This is a genomic window from Shewanella sp. Isolate7 (assembly GCF_022398425.1).
Lineage (GTDB): Bacteria > Pseudomonadota > Gammaproteobacteria > Enterobacterales > Shewanellaceae > Shewanella.
In genome coordinates, this window is record NZ_JAKEVJ010000040.1 from 14,931 (window position 1) to 29,905 (window position 14,975).

Here is a 14,975-nt window from a genome sequence, read left to right on the forward strand (position 1 = left end):
TGCCATTAGCAACAGCCATTTCCGAAAATCAGGCATAAAAAAAGGAGGCTAAGCCTCCTTTTTTCACTACAGCACTAATCGATAGATTAGCGACGTAGACCTAACTTCTTGATAAGCTCTTGATAGCGCTCGTTTTCAGTGCGCTTCAGGTAAGCTAGAAGCTTACGACGAGAGTTAACCATGCGAAGCAAACCACGACGTGAGTGATGATCATGGATGTGCTCTTTGAAGTGACCTTGTAGGTGGTTGATCTGTGCAGTTAGCAGGGCAACCTGAACTTCAGTAGAACCTGAATCATTTTCACCACGGCCGAAATCAGCCAGGATTTGTGCTTTTACTTCTTTACTTAGTGACATTTTTTTCTCCAAAAATAGATAGAAACTTCAGCCGATCACTAACTCAGCCAAAGAGAGCGCGCTATAGTACCGATTTTAGCGCCATTAAGCAAGCCTCAGGCCTGCTCGTCGTGCAATACCACCAGGCGCTTAGGCGCCAACAACCCATCGTCGTTCATCTGGCCGATGCCGACAAATTGTTTCGCCTCACCGAGCGTGATGCGTACCAGCTCATCGACCGGCAGATTCGCCACCTGAACCGGATTACCGTTCATCAGATAGTGGGCCAGCTCATCGGAGACATTGATCTCCTTGAGGCCGCCTACCGCTGTGTCCATAGGCAACAACAAAGGATCCAGCAGTTCCTTGGGAGGGCGCTCCTCGGCCTGTGCCTGAGCGAGTAATGCCTCGAGCTGTTCCAGGGTCACCATCTTATCGTAAGGATAACCGGCGACGCCTGTACGGCGCAGCATGATAACGTGGGCACCACATCCCAGCATCTCACCGAGATCGTCTGTGATGGTGCGAATATAGGTGCCCTTAGAGCAGTGAATGTCCAGGGTCAGCTCATCACCCTCGAGCTTGATAAAATTAAGCTCGAAGACATTGATAGGGCGCGCCTCACGAGGCACCTCTTTGCCTTCTCTGGCGTACTTGTATAGGGGCTGGCCCTGATACTTGAGCGCCGAGTACATAGAGGGCACCTGCATGGTCTCGCCACGAAAATGTTCCAGTGCCTCTTCGAGCTGCTGCTCGGTGAAGTTAATCGGGCGCGTCTGCACCACCTCTCCATCTGAATCACTGGTATCGGTGCGCACACCTAGCTTGGCGGTCACCAGGTAACGCTTGTCGGCATCGAGCAGATGCTGAGAAAACTTGGTGGCCTCCCCCAGGCAGATCGGCAGCATGCCGGTCGCTAAGGGGTCCAGCGCGCCGGTATGGCCCGCCTTGGCGGCGTTATAGATTCGCTTGACTCTCTGCAAGGCGAAGTTGGAGCTCATTCCCGTGTCTTTGTCCAGCAGCACTATACCGTCGACCAAGCGACCTCTAGGTTTACGCGCCATTAGTTATCATCCTGCTCGGTGTTGTCCTGCTCTTCGTCTTCACGACCATGCTCGCGCGCCTTGGCCTTATCCTTGATGATCACTTGACTCACCAGGTTAGACATACGCATACCTTCGATCAGTGAGGCGTCGTAGATGAAGCGAATCTCAGGCATAACCCTTAGCTTCATGCGACCCGCGACCAGTGAGCGTACATAACCCGCTGCCGCCTCTAGTGCCGCCAGCTTCTCTTCTACCACCGCCTTGTCTTCCTCGAAGAAGGTGACATAGACCTTGGCGTAGTTAAGATCGCGAGATACATCGACGTCGTTAACCGTCACCATACCGATACGCGGATCTTTGATGTCACGTTGCAACACCTGAGCCAGCTCTTGCTGTAGCTGCTGGGCGATGCGACGAGTACGACTAAATTCTCTTGCCATAATATTTTGCCATCTCAAAAACAGGTGACCGGTTTGGTAAAGCTGCAACCAACGCTATGTTAGTAACGCCTTGCCTTGGGTCATGCCTGAACAAAAAGGGCGGCTTACGCCGCCCCTTGGATACTGATACCAATCGTAGTAAATAGCGGATCATCCTAGCTTGTTAAAACGTTCGATAACTGCGTTAGCATTTTTGATTGTAGACTAACTACTTATCGAAAAATCCTGCCTTGTTCTCAAACGTTTTTCTTACGCTACTCCTAATCACTAACTTACTGTGATTGGTATTATAAGGTTCGAGCGATTTCGACCGTTTCGAAGACCTCAATCTGATCGCCAACTTTGACGTCATTATAGTTCTTCACGCCGATACCACACTCCATACCGTTACGGACTTCGTTAACGTCATCCTTAAAGCGGCGCAGAGATTCCAGCTCACCTTCGAAGATCACCACGTTGTCACGCAGTACGCGGATAGGCGCGCTACGCTTGATGGTGCCCTCGGTAACCATACAACCAGCGATAGCACCAATCTTAGGTGACTTGAACACGTCACGCACCTCGGCAAGACCGATGATCTCTTGCTTGAATTCTGGTGCCAACATGCCGCCCATAGCAGCCTTAACTTCATCGATCAGATGATAGATAACGCTGTAGTAGCGCAGGTCAACGCTTTCGCTTTCAATCGTCTTACGGGCCTGAGCATCGGCACGAACATTGAAACCAACCATGATAGCGTTTGACGCAGCCGCCAGGGTCGCATCGGTCTCGGTTAATCCACCTACACCGCTAGCGATGATGTTCACCTTAACTTCGTCGGTAGACAGCTTGTTGAGCGAGTCAGAGATCGCTTCCAGCGAGCCTTGTACGTCTGCCTTCAGTACGATGTTCAGCTCTTGGACTTCGCCTTCGGTCATGTTAGCAAACATGTTCTCAAGCTTAGACTTCTGCTGACGTGCCAGCTTAACATCACGGAACTTACCTTGACGGTAGAGTGCCACTTCGCGCGCCTTACGCTCGTCACGAACAACTGTCGCTTCGTCACCGGCAGATGGCACACCAGAAAGACCTAAGATCTCAACTGGAATCGATGGACCGGCTTCGGTGATCGACTTACCATTCTCATCCTTCATCGCACGGACTTTACCGTACTCTAGACCACACAGAACGATATCACCCTGCTTCAGGGTACCTTCTTGTACCAGAACGGTCGCAACAGGACCACGGCCCTTATCTAGCTTAGACTCGACAACGACACCGGCCGCCATACCTTCGCGTACCGCCTTAAGTTCCAGTACCTCGGCCTCAAGCAAGATGCCTTCCAGCAGCTCGTCGATACCTTCACCAGACTTGGCCGATACGTGGACGAACATGTTGCTGCCGCCCCAATCTTCTGACATCACGCCGTGCTGAGAAAGCTCAGATTTAACGCGATCAGGATCGGCCTCAGGCTTATCTATCTTGTTCACCGCAACGATAAGCGGTACACCACCCGCCTTCGCGTGCTGGATAGCCTCAATGGTCTGTGGCATCACGCCGTCATCGGCCGCAACCACTAGCACAACGATATCGGTCGCCTTAGCACCACGAGCACGCATAGCGGTAAACGCGGCGTGACCGGGGGTATCTAAGAAGGTGATCATGCCATTGCCGATTTCGACATGGTATGCACCGATATGCTGGGTAATACCACCCGCTTCGCCAGAAGCCACTTTAGCGCGACGAATATAGTCAAGTAGCGATGTCTTACCATGGTCAACGTGACCCATGATGGTCACAACCGGCGCACGTGGCTCAACCTTAACGTTACCGTCACGGTCTGCAAGCACTTGATGCTCTAGCTCGTTTTCGCGAGTCAGTACCACCTTGTGGCCCATCTCCTCGGCAACCAGCTGAGCAGTTTCCTGATCAAGTACCTGGTTGATGGTAACCATAGAGCCCATCTTCATCATCTGCTTGATGATCTCGGTCGCCTTAACCGCCATCTTCTGTGCCAGCTCGGCAACCGTTACGGTTTCGCCAATGGTCACGTCACGGGTAACGGCCGCTGCGGGCTTGTTGAAGCCATGGTCCATAGCCTCTGGCGCGTTGCGCTGATTGCGGTTGTTACGACCGCCGCGGGCATCTCTTCCGCCGCGCTTCTTATTCGCAGCTTCTTTCTTGCCACCGGCAGGCTTACGCGCACGACGACCGCGACGCTCGGCGTCTCTGTCGGCCGTATCTTCTGCGGCGCGCGCTTCACTCGATGTGGTCACATGGTGATCGGCACTGTTTTCAGATTCTTTACGCAGACGCTCTTCTTCCGCCCAACGCTTCTCGTTCTCTTCGGCAAGACGACGTGCTTCTTCGGCCGCAGCCTTAGCTTCTTCGTCGGCCTTAGCCTTAGCAGCAGCCTCTTTAGCCGCCAACAGACGGGCCTCTTCGGCACGAGCCGCTTTTTCTTCGGCTGTCTCTTCAACAGCAGGCTTGCTCTCAGCAGCCTTCTTGGCCTTAGCTTCTGCATCGGCTTTCGCCTTCGCCTTGGCTTCTGCCTCGGCCTTTGCCTTAGCTTCTGCTTCGGCCTTAGCCTTAGCCTTGGCTTCTGCTTCTGCCGCTGCTTTAGCTTCGGCTTCTGCCTTGGCCTTAGCTTCCGCCTCGGCTTCTGCCGCTGGGTCACGCTTAACGAAAGTACGCTTCTTACGTACTTCAACCTTGATGTCTTTCGACTGTCCGCCGCTTCCCGACACACTCAGCGTCGAGATAGACTTGCGTTGCAGTGTCATCTTGGTTGGCGCGGCATCGCCGCCGTGTTGCTTCTTCAAAAACTCAAGCAATTTCTGCTTTTCTTCTTCTGAAACAGTGTCGGTTTTACTCTTCTTAATGCCGGCCTCAGAAAACTGCTCAACTAATCGATCAGCACTCTTCCCTACTTCCTCGGCCAGTTTTGCTACTGTGGTATCTGCCATCTGTAAACTCCCCTCTGTTGATCGACTTAAGCTTCTTCGCCAAACCAACAGATGTTGCGGGCCGCCATGATGAGCTCACCAGCTTTTTCTTCTGTTAATTCTTCAATCTCGATCAAATCATCAATGCCTTGTTCGGCTAAATCTTCAAGCGTAATCACGCCTTTACTTGCCAACACATACGCCAAGTGACGCTCTAAACCTTCTAGGGCAAGTAAATCTTCGCTTGGCTCAGCACCGTCAAGTGCTTCCTCGGATGCCAAAGCCCGTGTAGAGATCGCCGCCTTGGCGCGTTCTCTGAGTGCCTCAACGATCTCCTCGTCGAAGCCGTCGATTTCTAGTAGTTCTGACTCAGGCACATAGGCAACTTCTTCAAGTGAGGTAAAACCTTCATCTGCCAGAACCTGAGCAAACTCTTCATCGACATCCAGTGACGTCACAAACAGGTTAACGATCTTGGCGCTTTCCGCCTGATGCTTAGCCTGCATATCTTCCACTGTCATCACGTTTAGTTCCCAGCCCGATAACTGAGTCGCCAAACGTACGTTTTGACCGTTACGGCCAATAGCTTGCGCCAATGAGTCGGCTTCAACGGCGATATCCATAGAATGGTTATCTTCGTCGACTATGATAGAAGCCACATCGGCCGGCGCCATGGCGTTGATCACAAATTGCGCCGGGTTATCATCCCAAAGCACGATATCAACACGCTCACCGCCTAACTCATTAGACACGGCCTGAACACGCGCGCCGCGCATGCCCACACAAGCACCGATAGGATCGATGCGACGGTCATTTGACTTGACCGCAATCTTAGCGCGAGAACCTGGGTCACGTGCCGCGCCCATGATCTCAATCATCTCGTCGGCAATTTCCGGTACTTCCACACGGAACAGCTCGATCAGCATGTCTGGCTTAGTACGGGTCAGGAACAGCTGCGCACCGCGGGCCTCTGGACGCACGGCGTATAGCAGCGCACGAACACGGTCACCAGGACGGAAGCTTTCACGTGAGATAAGATCTTCTTTGAACAGCACGGCGTCGGCATTGTTACCCAAGTCGACAACTACGCTCTCGCGGTTGCTCTTCTTCACCACACCCGTGATCAGCTCGCCTTCCTTCTCCAGGAACTGGTCGACAATCTGAGCGCGCTCGGCTTCACGTACTTTTTGTACGATTACCTGCTTAGCGGTCTGAGTGGTAATACGGTCGAAGACGACAGACTCGATCTCATCTTCGATATACTCGCCAACTTGAATCTCTGGGTTTTCGTAACGAGCCGCTTCCAGGGTGATCTCGCGGAAAGGATTTTCCAGCGCCTGACCGTCATCCTCAACCACCATCCAACGACGGAAGGTTTCGTATTCGCCTGTCTTACGGTCGATAGCGACACGAACTTCGATATCGCCTTCATATTTTTTCTTGGTAGCCGTCGCTAACGCTATTTCCAACGCTTCAAAAATCTTTTCGCGTGGCACGGCCTTCTCATTTGAAACCGCCTCAGCGACTAGCAGAATCTCTTTGTTCATTCTCTTGCCTCGTTCAGCTCGAATCCATCAAAACTTAGCGATTAAGTTGCCCTTGCGGATATTATCCAAGGCAATAATCAGTTCGTTGCCATCTACGGTAAGGGTCAGCATCTGCCCCTCAACGCCCGCGACGGTCCCTTTTAAATTACGACTACCAGCGACAGGCATAGTCAGTTGTACCTTTACGGTTTCACCTAGGTATCGTGCATACTGCTCAGCAGTAAATAATGGTCTATCGACACCCGGTGAGGAAACTTCTAGCGTATATTCGGTCGAAATCGGGTCCTCGACATCGAGCACGGCACTGATCTGGCGACTGACATCGGCACAATCATCGATAAAAATGCCGTTTTCATTATCTATATATACACGCAGCACTGAATGCTTGCCTGCCTGTACATATTCCAATCCCCACAGACTATGGCCCAATGCTTCAACTGGTGCGATAAGCATCTGTTCCAGCTTACTTTCTAGAGTTGCCAAGGTTACCCCCCCGAAAAACAAAAAAGGGCATAAAGCCCCAGTACGACATCATCAAATGACGATATTTCAAAAGTCCAGATAACAAAAAACCCCGTAATCACGAGGTCATATCATTCAGAACCTGTAACAGAAATGAAGCCTTGCTTCATCACTGGGAAGCTGGTTGCGGGGGCCGGATTTGAACCGACGACCTTCGGGTTATGAGCCCGACGAGCTACCAAACTGCTCCACCCCGCGTCAACTGCTGCAATTATATTGATTGAGAACAACATTTGCAATGATAAAGGCAGAAGCCTCTGCCACTTTATCGATTCAGATTAAGCTAGGCTCAATCTAAATTTGGTGCGGATGGAGGGACTTGAACCCTCACGAGCTAGGCTCACCACCCCCTCAAGATGGCGTGTCTACCAATTCCACCACATCCGCATGTGATCGTTACTTCGACTGGCTAAGACTTTTTATGAGTATTGAGGAGACTCATCTTTTCCAGTCACGCCGTTTAAATCAAACCAGGGTCAAATTTAAACTGCGCCTTGCTCTTTCGAGCGATTAGTCAGGGATCTTATCTTCTGACTTTTGTGCGTCCTTTGCAGCGTCAGTGACTTGTTCAGTTACTGCGGCGGCATCGGCACCTAAATCTTTCCAAGATTCTTCGCTCTTGGCATGGTTTGCGCTCAAGTTGCCAATCGTCAGACTCAGGGCAAAGAAGGCAATCGCCAGTATCGCAGTGGAACGAGTCAGAAAGTTACCCGAACCAGAAGAACCGAACAGAGTTGCTGATGCACCGGCGCCGAAAGAGGCCCCCATGTCAGCTCCCTTACCTTGCTGGATAAGGATTAAGCCAATCAGACCCAATGCAACCAACAAGTAAATAACCATTAGAACTTCGTACATATTATGCGCTCATCGCTATCGAACATAAACTTAAAAACTCGGTAGAGTTTAAGCTAGCACCGCCTATCAGTCCACCATCTACATCAGGCTGAGCAAATAGATCTGCTGCATTACTCGGCGTTACGCTACCACCGTACAAAATCCTGATATTCTCTCCGATATACGGAGACACTTCAGAGAGACGCTTGCGAATAAACGCATGTACTTCCTGCGCCTGCTCTGGCGTAGCGCTCTTACCTGTCCCTACAGCCCAAAGTGGCTCATAGGCGATAATCGCATTATCAAAAGCCATGGTGCCATTCTTCTCGATGACCACATCCAACTCTTCGGCAATCACCTCGAAGGTGCGTCTTGCTTCACGAGCGGGACCCGATTCACCTACACATAAGATAGGGGTCAAACCATGCTTCTGTGCGGCGGCAAATTTTTCCGCCACGATGTCGCTGGTCTCGCCATACATTCTACGGCGTTCGGAGTGACCAATAATGACATAGCGACATCCAGAATCTTTCAGCATCTGCCCAGATACTTCGCCGGTATAGGCGCCGAAGTCGTGTTGACTTAGGTTTTGGGCACCCATTCTAACCAAGCAGCCATTCAGGGCTTCTTTGTTAGCATCGAGCTGCTGACGAACACTTTCAAGAAAAATACTCGGTGGACACAAGACCACTTCCGCAGAATCATTTTGAAGCTTGGTAGCAAACTTGGTAAACAACTCTTGCGCTAACTGCGCAGTACCGTTCATTTTCCAGTTACCAGCGACCATTGGGCGTCTTAGTGCCATCACTGTCTCCTTCTGAAAGCGGGCTGAATAATAGCGAACCACTTGTTAAGTTACAATACCTAAATCTCGAATTTTTGCGATAAAGTGTCGAAGCGATTACTTTTTATCCTCGCGCGGGATAAATAGCACAGGATTTAACCTGGCACGGCTAAATCCTGTTCAGCGGCCTTAAACCAGCGCCTTGATGGCATCGGCAATATAGTTAGCATGCGCTTTTACATCGCTGGCCACATCGCCCTCAACCATGACACGGATCAGCGGCTCGGTACCCGATTTACGCAGCAACACGCGGCCACGTTCGCCAAGCTTGGCTTCCACTTCCGCCTGGGCGCTTAACACGCTGTCGGCCTCTAACGGATTATGGCTGCCTTCGAATCGCACGTTAACCATCACCTGTGGCAACATCTTAATGCTTTCGGTCAGCTCCTCTAAAGTCGCCTGCTTACGACACATGGCCGCCAGCACCAGAATACCGGCTACGATACCGTCGCCCGTGGTGCCGTGATCCAAATTCAGGATATGTCCCGAGTTCTCGCCGCCGATGCGCCAATCTTTCTCTTTCAACAGCTCCATCACATAGCGGTCACCCACTTTCGAGCGAGCGAACGGGATATCACGAGCCTTAAGCGCCAAGTCCAACCCTAAGTTAGACATCAGGGTACCAACGACACCGCCCTTTAATACGCCGCGATCTTGCGCGTCACAGGCCAGGATATAGAGGATCTCATCACCGTCGATCACCTTACCGTGACGATTCACCATCATGATGCGATCACCGTCGCCATCCAGCGCGATACCGAGATCTGCCTGCTCGGCAATGACGGTCTCGCGGATCTTACCCATTGAGGTAGCGCCTACCTCATGGTTGATATTGATGCCATCAGGCTTGTCGCCGATAGTGATCACCTCGGCGCCTAACTCGCGAAACACGCTCGGGGCGATGTGATAGGTTGCCCCATGGGCACAGTCCACCACTATCTTGAGCCCGTTGAGGGTGTGTTCGGCGGGGAAATTGCCCTTACAGTATTCAATATAACGACCGGCTGCATCGTCGATGCGCGATACCTTACCCAGCAGATGAGACTCGACGCACATCAGCGGCTTTTCCAGCTCACGCTCGATCTCAAGTTCAACCTCGTCATCGAGCTTGCTTCCGTCGGTCGAGAAGAACTTGATGCCGTTATCATAATATGGGTTATGAGAGGCGCTAATCACCACACCGGCCTCCGCCCTGAAGGTACGGGTCAGGTAGGCCACCGCCGGTGTCGGCATTGGTCCCATCAGCATCACATTTAAACCTGCCGCCGACAGACCAGCTTCCATCGCCGATTCGAACAGATAACCTGAAATCCGCGTGTCCTTGCCTATGATCACCTTCTTGGTGCCGGCGCGGGACAATACACGCCCAGCCGCCCAGCCTAGTTTGAGCGCCAATTCCGGGGTCATCTTACCCGCGCCCACCTTGCCTCTAATACCATCGGTTCCGAAGAATTTTCTCACTTGTGATTACCTCAGCCCCATCCAGGGGTCTTTCCTATTTGATCCGTTTGCAATCGCCTACAAGTGGCGCATTAGGCCTATAATGCCTGATAGTTGGCGCAAGCCTGCATGACCTTGATCATATCCATGGTCGGTTTTACGTCATGGACACGAATAATATGTGCGCCCTGCTGAATACTCAATAGCGCTGCGCTCAGGCTGCCCGCGAGGCGATCGCAGGTCGGTACGTTAAGCAGGTTACCTATCATACTCTTACGCGACAACCCGATAAGCAGCGGCAAGCCGAATGCGTTGAGTTCGGCCTGACGATTTAATAATTCATAGTTGTGTGACAGTGTCTTTCCAAAGCCGTAACCCGGGTCAAGCAGCAAGTTGTCTTTGTCGATGCCCGCCGCCAGACAAGCCTGGATCCGCTTCTCAAAGAAGTCGCTGATGTCCGATATGATATCTTGATACTCGGGCGCATCCTGCATGGTTCTCGGCTGTCCCTGCATATGCATCAGGCAGACGGGCACATTCAGTTTAGCAGCGACGGCTAACGCGCCAGGCTCCTGAAGCGCTCGCACGTCGTTGATCAGATGCGCGCCGGCGGCAACCGCCTCACTCATCACCTCAGGCTTGCTGGTGTCGACCGAGATCCACACATCGTGATGCTTACTGACATATTCCACCAGGGGAATCACCCTGTCCAGCTCATGCTGCACACTGACCTCGGCTGCGCCGGGGCGAGTCGACTCGCCACCGATATCGATAATGCTGGCGCCTTCGCTAACCAAACTATCGGCATGGCGACAGGCAGGCTCAATATTTGCGAAACTCCCCCCATCGGAGAAGGAGTCCGGTGTCACGTTAAGAATGCCCATCACTCTGGGCTGAGAAAGGTCCAGGCGTTTATCGCCACAGACAAATTGAAACCCTTGCTGCAAGAGAGGCTCCTCGATCACACGCTAAAGACGTAAACAAGAAAACCCCGTTAAGGGGTTTTCTTAGACAATGCACTTAATCTATCGCAAAGATGATTACTTAACTACAGGTGATTCATCACCTTCTTTTGGCTCACTCGCAGGCTCGGCTTCGGTCTCGCTCGGCTCAGGCGATTTCACCGCCTCGCCACGACCGCCCTGGCCGTTACCATTAGAACCATTTTCATCCATGTTCCAATCGGCCGGCGCACGTACCTCACGACGGGCCATCAGATCGTCAATCTGAGTCGCATCGATAGTCTCGTATTTCATCAGCGCATCTTTCATCGCATGAAGAATATCCATGTTATCGGTCAGGAACTGATGGGCACGGCCATAGTTGTTGTCGATCAGCTGTTTCACTTCGACATCGATGATGGCTGCCGTCTCATCCGACATATGCTGCGCCTTAGCCATGCTGCGACCCAGGAATACTTCGCCTTCATCTTCGGCATACAATACTGGGCCGAGTTTTTCCGAGAAGCCCCATTGGGTAACCATGTTGCGCGCAATGGTAGTCGCATACTTGATATCCTGAGAGGCACCGGTAGAGACGCGCTCGCTGCCGTAGATCAGCTCCTCGGCGATACGTCCACCGTAGGCCACAGAGATCTGGCTCTCCAGCTTACGACGACTCTGACTGATGGCATCGGCCTCAGGCAAGAAGAAGGTTACCCCCAAGGCTCGGCCGCGGGGAATGATGGTGACCTTATGCACAGGGTCGTGCTCAGGCACCAGACAACCGACGATGGCGTGACCCGCTTCGTGATAGGCGGTCATCTCTTTCTCTTCCTCAGACATCACCATGGTACGACGCTCGGCGCCCATCATGATCTTGTCTTTGGCACTCTCAAACTCTTCCATGCCCACCACGCGGCGATTACCACGAGCAGCAAACAGTGCCGCCTCGTTCACCAGGTTAGCCAGGTCGGCACCCGAGAAGCCAGGCGTTCCACGAGCAATCACGCTCGCCTTAACGTCATCGGCCAGAGGCACCTTGCGCATGTGCACCTTAAGGATCTGCTCACGACCACGGACGTCTGGCAGGCCAACCACAACTTGACGATCGAAACGACCCGGACGCAGCAAGGCGGCATCCAGTACGTCAGGACGGTTGGTCGCGGCGATAACGATAATACCTTCATTACCCTCGAAGCCATCCATCTCAACCAGCATCTGGTTAAGGGTCTGTTCACGCTCGTCGTGACCGCCACCGACACCGGCACCACGCTGGCGACCAACGGCGTCGATCTCATCGATAAAGATGATACAAGGGGCTGACTTCTTCGCCTGCTCGAACATGTCACGCACACGAGAGGCACCAACACCGACAAACATCTCGACGAAGTCAGAACCAGAAATCGTGAAGAAAGGTACCTTAGCTTCACCGGCAATCGCCTTAGCAAGCAGGGTTTTACCTGTACCTGGAGGGCCAACAAGCAGTACGCCTGTCGGAATACGACCACCCAGTTTCTGGAACTTAGTCGGCTCTTTGAGGTAATCGACCAGCTCTTTGACATCTTCCTTGGCCTCGTCGCAACCGGCAACGTCACCGAAGGTGGTCTTGATCTGATCTTCGCTCATCAGCTTGGCTTTACTCTTACCGAAAGACATGGCGCCTTTACCGCCACCGCCCTGCATCTGGCGCATGAAGAAGATCCATACCCCGATGAGTAACAGCATAGGGAACCAAGAGATGAAGATCTGCGTGAGGAAACCTGACTCTTCGGCTTCCTGACCTTTCATGGTCACACCCTTGCGGTCAAGATCGTTGATCAGATCCTGATCGTACATAGGCATGATAGTGATAAATTTTTCCCCGGTTCTTTTGGTACCCTCGATGGTGCGCTGGTCGCTCTTCACCTCGACAGTATTAATCTGCCCGGAGCGTACATCGTCCAAGAAAGTAGAATAATCCATCTTCATGGAGTTCGATGAAGAGGGGGAGTAGCCCTGAAACACTGACATCAGCACGACGGCGATGACAACCCAGAGAATTAAATTTTTTGCCATATCACTCAAAATTACTAGACCTCATACAGTCTTGCGGTTACTGACGTTAGGTTACTACAACTTGTAACCCGTCGCCACAAGATAGACTTCACGCGAACGCGGTCGCGACGAGTCTGGCTTACGTGTTTTAACGGTGGTAAATGCCTGTCTCACCGCCTTCATATACTCATCAAAGCCCTCCCCCTGAAAGACTTTGACAGCAAAACTACCATTTGGTGCCAACACCTGATGGCACATATCCAGTGCCAGCTCCACCAAATACATGGCGCGAGGCTGATCCACACCACCTGTGCCACTCATATTAGGTGCCATATCCGACAACACAACATCGACTTTAGCATCGCCAACTCGTTCGAGTAAGGCATCGAGCACCTTTTCTTCACGAAAATCGCCTTGCATAAAATCGACACCGACGATGGGATCCATGGGTAGGATATCGCAAGCGATAACCTTGCCAGTCTCTCCCGCCAGCTTAACGGCGATCTGTGACCAGCCACCCGGGGCTGCACCAAGATCCACCACAGTCATGCCTGGGCGGATCAGCTTATCCTTTTGTTGTATCTCTTCTATTTTAAACGCAGCGCGCGAACGCAATCCCCGTTTCTGCGACAACTTAACATAATGATCATCGAAATGTTCCTGCATCCATCGGGCGGAACTGGCCGTTCGTTTTTTACCTGACATTTAAAATCCGCAACAAATATGAGTTACACAAAGGCTATATGAGGGTAGAATAGCGGTTTTTCAACAGTAACTCAGCATAAAGTTGGTAGAAATGAACTTAACAACCAAACAAAAACAGCATCTAAAAGGCTTAGCACATAACCTCAAGCCTGTTGTGCAGCTTGGTGCCAATGGCCTGACTGAAGGTGTACTGGCTGAAATTGATAATGCACTCTCTCATCATGAATTAATCAAAGTGAAAGTTGCCTCTGGAGACAGAGAGCTAAAAAATGCAGTCGTTGACGCCATCGTACGCGAAACTCAAGCTGAAAAGGTTCAGCTTATCGGTCACGTATTGGTCCTATTCCGTCAATCTCCAGAGATGAAGATTGCCGTACCAAGAGCCAAATAGCTCCTGGACTCAACAAAAAAGCCGCTATCGATAGCGGCTTTTTTGTTGCTACTTTCATACTGAGTATGAAGCGGTCGTCGACCGACCCTAGGGCCTGTTTATCTTTCGCGTTCATTTTTGCAGCATTCTGTATCGCTTTTATACAAGGCAGAGCGATTGTAATGTGGTGTGCTACATCAATGAGCGATAACGCAGTAGAAAAATGATACAGACACTGCTCGCAGGGTTCGTCTTGAGTACGTTCAACTCTTTGTTACTCGGCTTTTATATAGAATAACTATACTCCAAGCATCATGCCGCGATTTGAACGAGCTCAATTAGAACAAAATTTGTTCTCAAAAGGTCAACAGGCCCTAGCGCAAGTTAGATATATTCGACCGCAGTGATCTCATAATCTGTCAAGCCACCTGGAGTCTGAATAGAGACTTCATCCCCTTCCGATTTCCCCACCAGACCGCGAGCAATTGGTGAAGAAACAGAGAGCAGGTTAGCCTTGATGTCGGCCTCGTCTTCACCCACGATACGATAGGTAAATTCCTCTTCGGTATCCAGGTTCAAAATGGTAACTGTGGTACCGAAGATCACTCGGCCCGTATTTTCCATCTTAGTCACATCGATGATCTGTGCGTTAGACAGCTTACCTTCGATATCACGTACACGAGCCTCGCACAGTCCCTGCTCTTCGCGGGCGGCGTGGTATTCGGCGTTCTCTTTCAGATCGCCCAGCTCACGCGCTACACCAATGGCCTCGGCAATTTTTGGACGCTTCTCAAACTTCAAAAAATCTAACTCTTCACGCAGTTGATTTGCACCAACAACTGTCATTGGAACCTTATTCATAGGAACACTCGTCTCCTCAAAACAAAAGCAACCTAGTCAGCCTGACCACTTGGGCCACCGACTAGGAATAAAGAACGCTTGGAATCCATCTATTCTATACCCTGATGACGGGATAAGCTATCGGATCCCCAA

Annotated in this window: 14 protein-coding genes and 2 tRNA genes; 1 reads left to right on the forward strand and 15 read right to left on the reverse strand. The window is 51.6% G+C overall.

Annotated features, from left to right (window positions below; genetic code table 11):
• Positions 1-86: 86 nt before the first annotated feature.
• The 14 genes from rpsO to rlmE form a co-directional block, all read right to left on the reverse strand.
• Positions 87-356: a 30S ribosomal protein S15 gene (gene rpsO / locus L1D47_RS11610; protein WP_033537407.1), complete on the reverse strand. Its 270-nt coding sequence runs from the start codon at positions 354-356 to the stop codon at positions 87-89.
• Between the two features lie 95 nt (positions 357-451).
• A complete protein-coding gene (gene truB / locus L1D47_RS11615) occupies positions 452-1,399 on the reverse strand; it encodes a tRNA pseudouridine(55) synthase TruB (RefSeq protein ID WP_041509105.1) in 948 nt (315 codons plus the stop codon).
• Positions 1,399-1,821 (reverse strand): 30S ribosome-binding factor RbfA, encoded by a 423-nt coding sequence (gene rbfA / locus L1D47_RS11620; protein WP_239885011.1) that lies wholly within the window; start codon positions 1,819-1,821, stop codon positions 1,399-1,401. The genes truB and rbfA overlap by 1 nt, the downstream gene beginning before the upstream one ends.
• A gap of 287 nt (positions 1,822-2,108) precedes the next feature.
• Positions 2,109-4,766, reverse strand: coding sequence for a translation initiation factor IF-2 (infB, locus tag L1D47_RS11625; protein WP_239885013.1), 2,658 nt, complete (start codon positions 4,764-4,766; stop codon positions 2,109-2,111).
• 26 nt (positions 4,767-4,792) lie between these two features.
• The gene (gene nusA / locus L1D47_RS11630; protein WP_041509102.1) at positions 4,793-6,292 is read right to left on the reverse strand and encodes a transcription termination factor NusA; all 1,500 of its coding nucleotides are present in this window, start codon (positions 6,290-6,292) and stop codon (positions 4,793-4,795) included.
• A gap of 27 nt (positions 6,293-6,319) precedes the next feature.
• On the reverse strand, positions 6,320-6,775 hold the full coding sequence (gene rimP, locus L1D47_RS11635; protein WP_041407366.1) for a ribosome maturation factor RimP: 456 nt from the start codon (positions 6,773-6,775) through the stop codon (positions 6,320-6,322).
• 160 nt (positions 6,776-6,935) lie between these two features.
• A tRNA-Met gene (locus L1D47_RS11640) sits at positions 6,936-7,012 on the reverse strand.
• Between the two features lie 103 nt (positions 7,013-7,115).
• Positions 7,116-7,201: transfer RNA gene (locus L1D47_RS11645), tRNA-Leu, on the reverse strand.
• A gap of 123 nt (positions 7,202-7,324) precedes the next feature.
• Positions 7,325-7,669 carry a preprotein translocase subunit SecG gene (gene secG / locus L1D47_RS11650; RefSeq protein WP_041509101.1) on the reverse strand — a complete coding sequence of 115 codons (345 nt, stop codon included), beginning with the start codon at positions 7,667-7,669 and terminating at the stop codon, positions 7,325-7,327.
• 1 nt (position 7,670) lies between these two features.
• Positions 7,671-8,453 (reverse strand): triose-phosphate isomerase, encoded by a 783-nt coding sequence (tpiA, locus tag L1D47_RS11655; RefSeq protein ID WP_011866628.1) that lies wholly within the window; start codon positions 8,451-8,453, stop codon positions 7,671-7,673.
• Positions 8,454-8,621: 168 nt separating this feature from the next.
• A complete protein-coding gene (gene glmM / locus L1D47_RS11660) occupies positions 8,622-9,953 on the reverse strand; it encodes a phosphoglucosamine mutase (RefSeq protein WP_345778766.1) in 1,332 nt (443 codons plus the stop codon).
• A gap of 77 nt (positions 9,954-10,030) precedes the next feature.
• Positions 10,031-10,816, reverse strand: coding sequence for a dihydropteroate synthase (gene folP, locus L1D47_RS11665; RefSeq protein WP_239885036.1), 786 nt, complete (start codon positions 10,814-10,816; stop codon positions 10,031-10,033).
• A gap of 156 nt (positions 10,817-10,972) precedes the next feature.
• On the reverse strand, positions 10,973-12,937 hold the full coding sequence (gene ftsH / locus L1D47_RS11670) for an ATP-dependent zinc metalloprotease FtsH (protein ID WP_152619093.1): 1,965 nt from the start codon (positions 12,935-12,937) through the stop codon (positions 10,973-10,975).
• A 45-nt stretch (positions 12,938-12,982) separates the two neighbouring features.
• Positions 12,983-13,612 carry a 23S rRNA (uridine(2552)-2'-O)-methyltransferase RlmE gene (rlmE, locus tag L1D47_RS11675; protein WP_239885015.1) on the reverse strand — a complete coding sequence of 210 codons (630 nt, stop codon included), beginning with the start codon at positions 13,610-13,612 and terminating at the stop codon, positions 12,983-12,985.
• A 91-nt stretch (positions 13,613-13,703) separates the two neighbouring features.
• Between rlmE and yhbY the strand changes: the two genes are divergently transcribed.
• The gene (yhbY, locus tag L1D47_RS11680; protein WP_033537396.1) at positions 13,704-14,003 is read left to right on the forward strand and encodes a ribosome assembly RNA-binding protein YhbY; all 300 of its coding nucleotides are present in this window, start codon (positions 13,704-13,706) and stop codon (positions 14,001-14,003) included.
• 363 nt (positions 14,004-14,366) lie between these two features.
• On the opposite strand, the gene greA is transcribed toward yhbY, so the two are convergent.
• Entirely contained in the window at positions 14,367-14,843 is a 477-nt protein-coding gene (gene greA, locus L1D47_RS11685) for a transcription elongation factor GreA (RefSeq protein ID WP_041509096.1), read from the reverse strand.
• Positions 14,844-14,975: the final 132 nt, after the last annotated feature.

What these genes read in the sequence shown, in the direction of transcription:
- rpsO (WP_033537407.1), bottom strand. Translation starts at nt 356, where the DNA reads ATGTCACTAAGTAAAGAAGTAAAAGCACAAATCCTGGCTGATTTCGGC.
- truB (WP_041509105.1), bottom strand. Translation starts at nt 1,399, where the DNA reads ATGGCGCGTAAACCTAGAGGTCGCTTGGTCGACGGTATAGTGCTGCTG.
- rbfA (WP_239885011.1), bottom strand. Translation starts at nt 1,821, where the DNA reads ATGGCAAGAGAATTTAGTCGTACTCGTCGCATCGCCCAGCAGCTACAG.
- infB (WP_239885013.1), bottom strand. Translation starts at nt 4,766, where the DNA reads ATGGCAGATACCACAGTAGCAAAACTGGCCGAGGAAGTAGGGAAGAGT.
- nusA (WP_041509102.1), bottom strand. Translation starts at nt 6,292, where the DNA reads ATGAACAAAGAGATTCTGCTAGTCGCTGAGGCGGTTTCAAATGAGAAG.
- secG (WP_041509101.1), bottom strand. Translation starts at nt 7,669, where the DNA reads ATGTACGAAGTTCTAATGGTTATTTACTTGTTGGTTGCATTGGGTCTG.
- tpiA (WP_011866628.1), bottom strand. Translation starts at nt 8,453, where the DNA reads ATGGCACTAAGACGCCCAATGGTCGCTGGTAACTGGAAAATGAACGGT.
- folP (WP_239885036.1), bottom strand. Translation starts at nt 10,816, where the DNA reads ATGGGCATTCTTAACGTGACACCGGACTCCTTCTCCGATGGGGGGAGT.
- rlmE (WP_239885015.1), bottom strand. Translation starts at nt 13,612, where the DNA reads ATGTCAGGTAAAAAACGAACGGCCAGTTCCGCCCGATGGATGCAGGAA.
- yhbY (WP_033537396.1), top strand. Translation starts at nt 13,704, where the DNA reads ATGAACTTAACAACCAAACAAAAACAGCATCTAAAAGGCTTAGCACAT.
- greA (WP_041509096.1), bottom strand. Translation starts at nt 14,843, where the DNA reads ATGAATAAGGTTCCAATGACAGTTGTTGGTGCAAATCAACTGCGTGAA.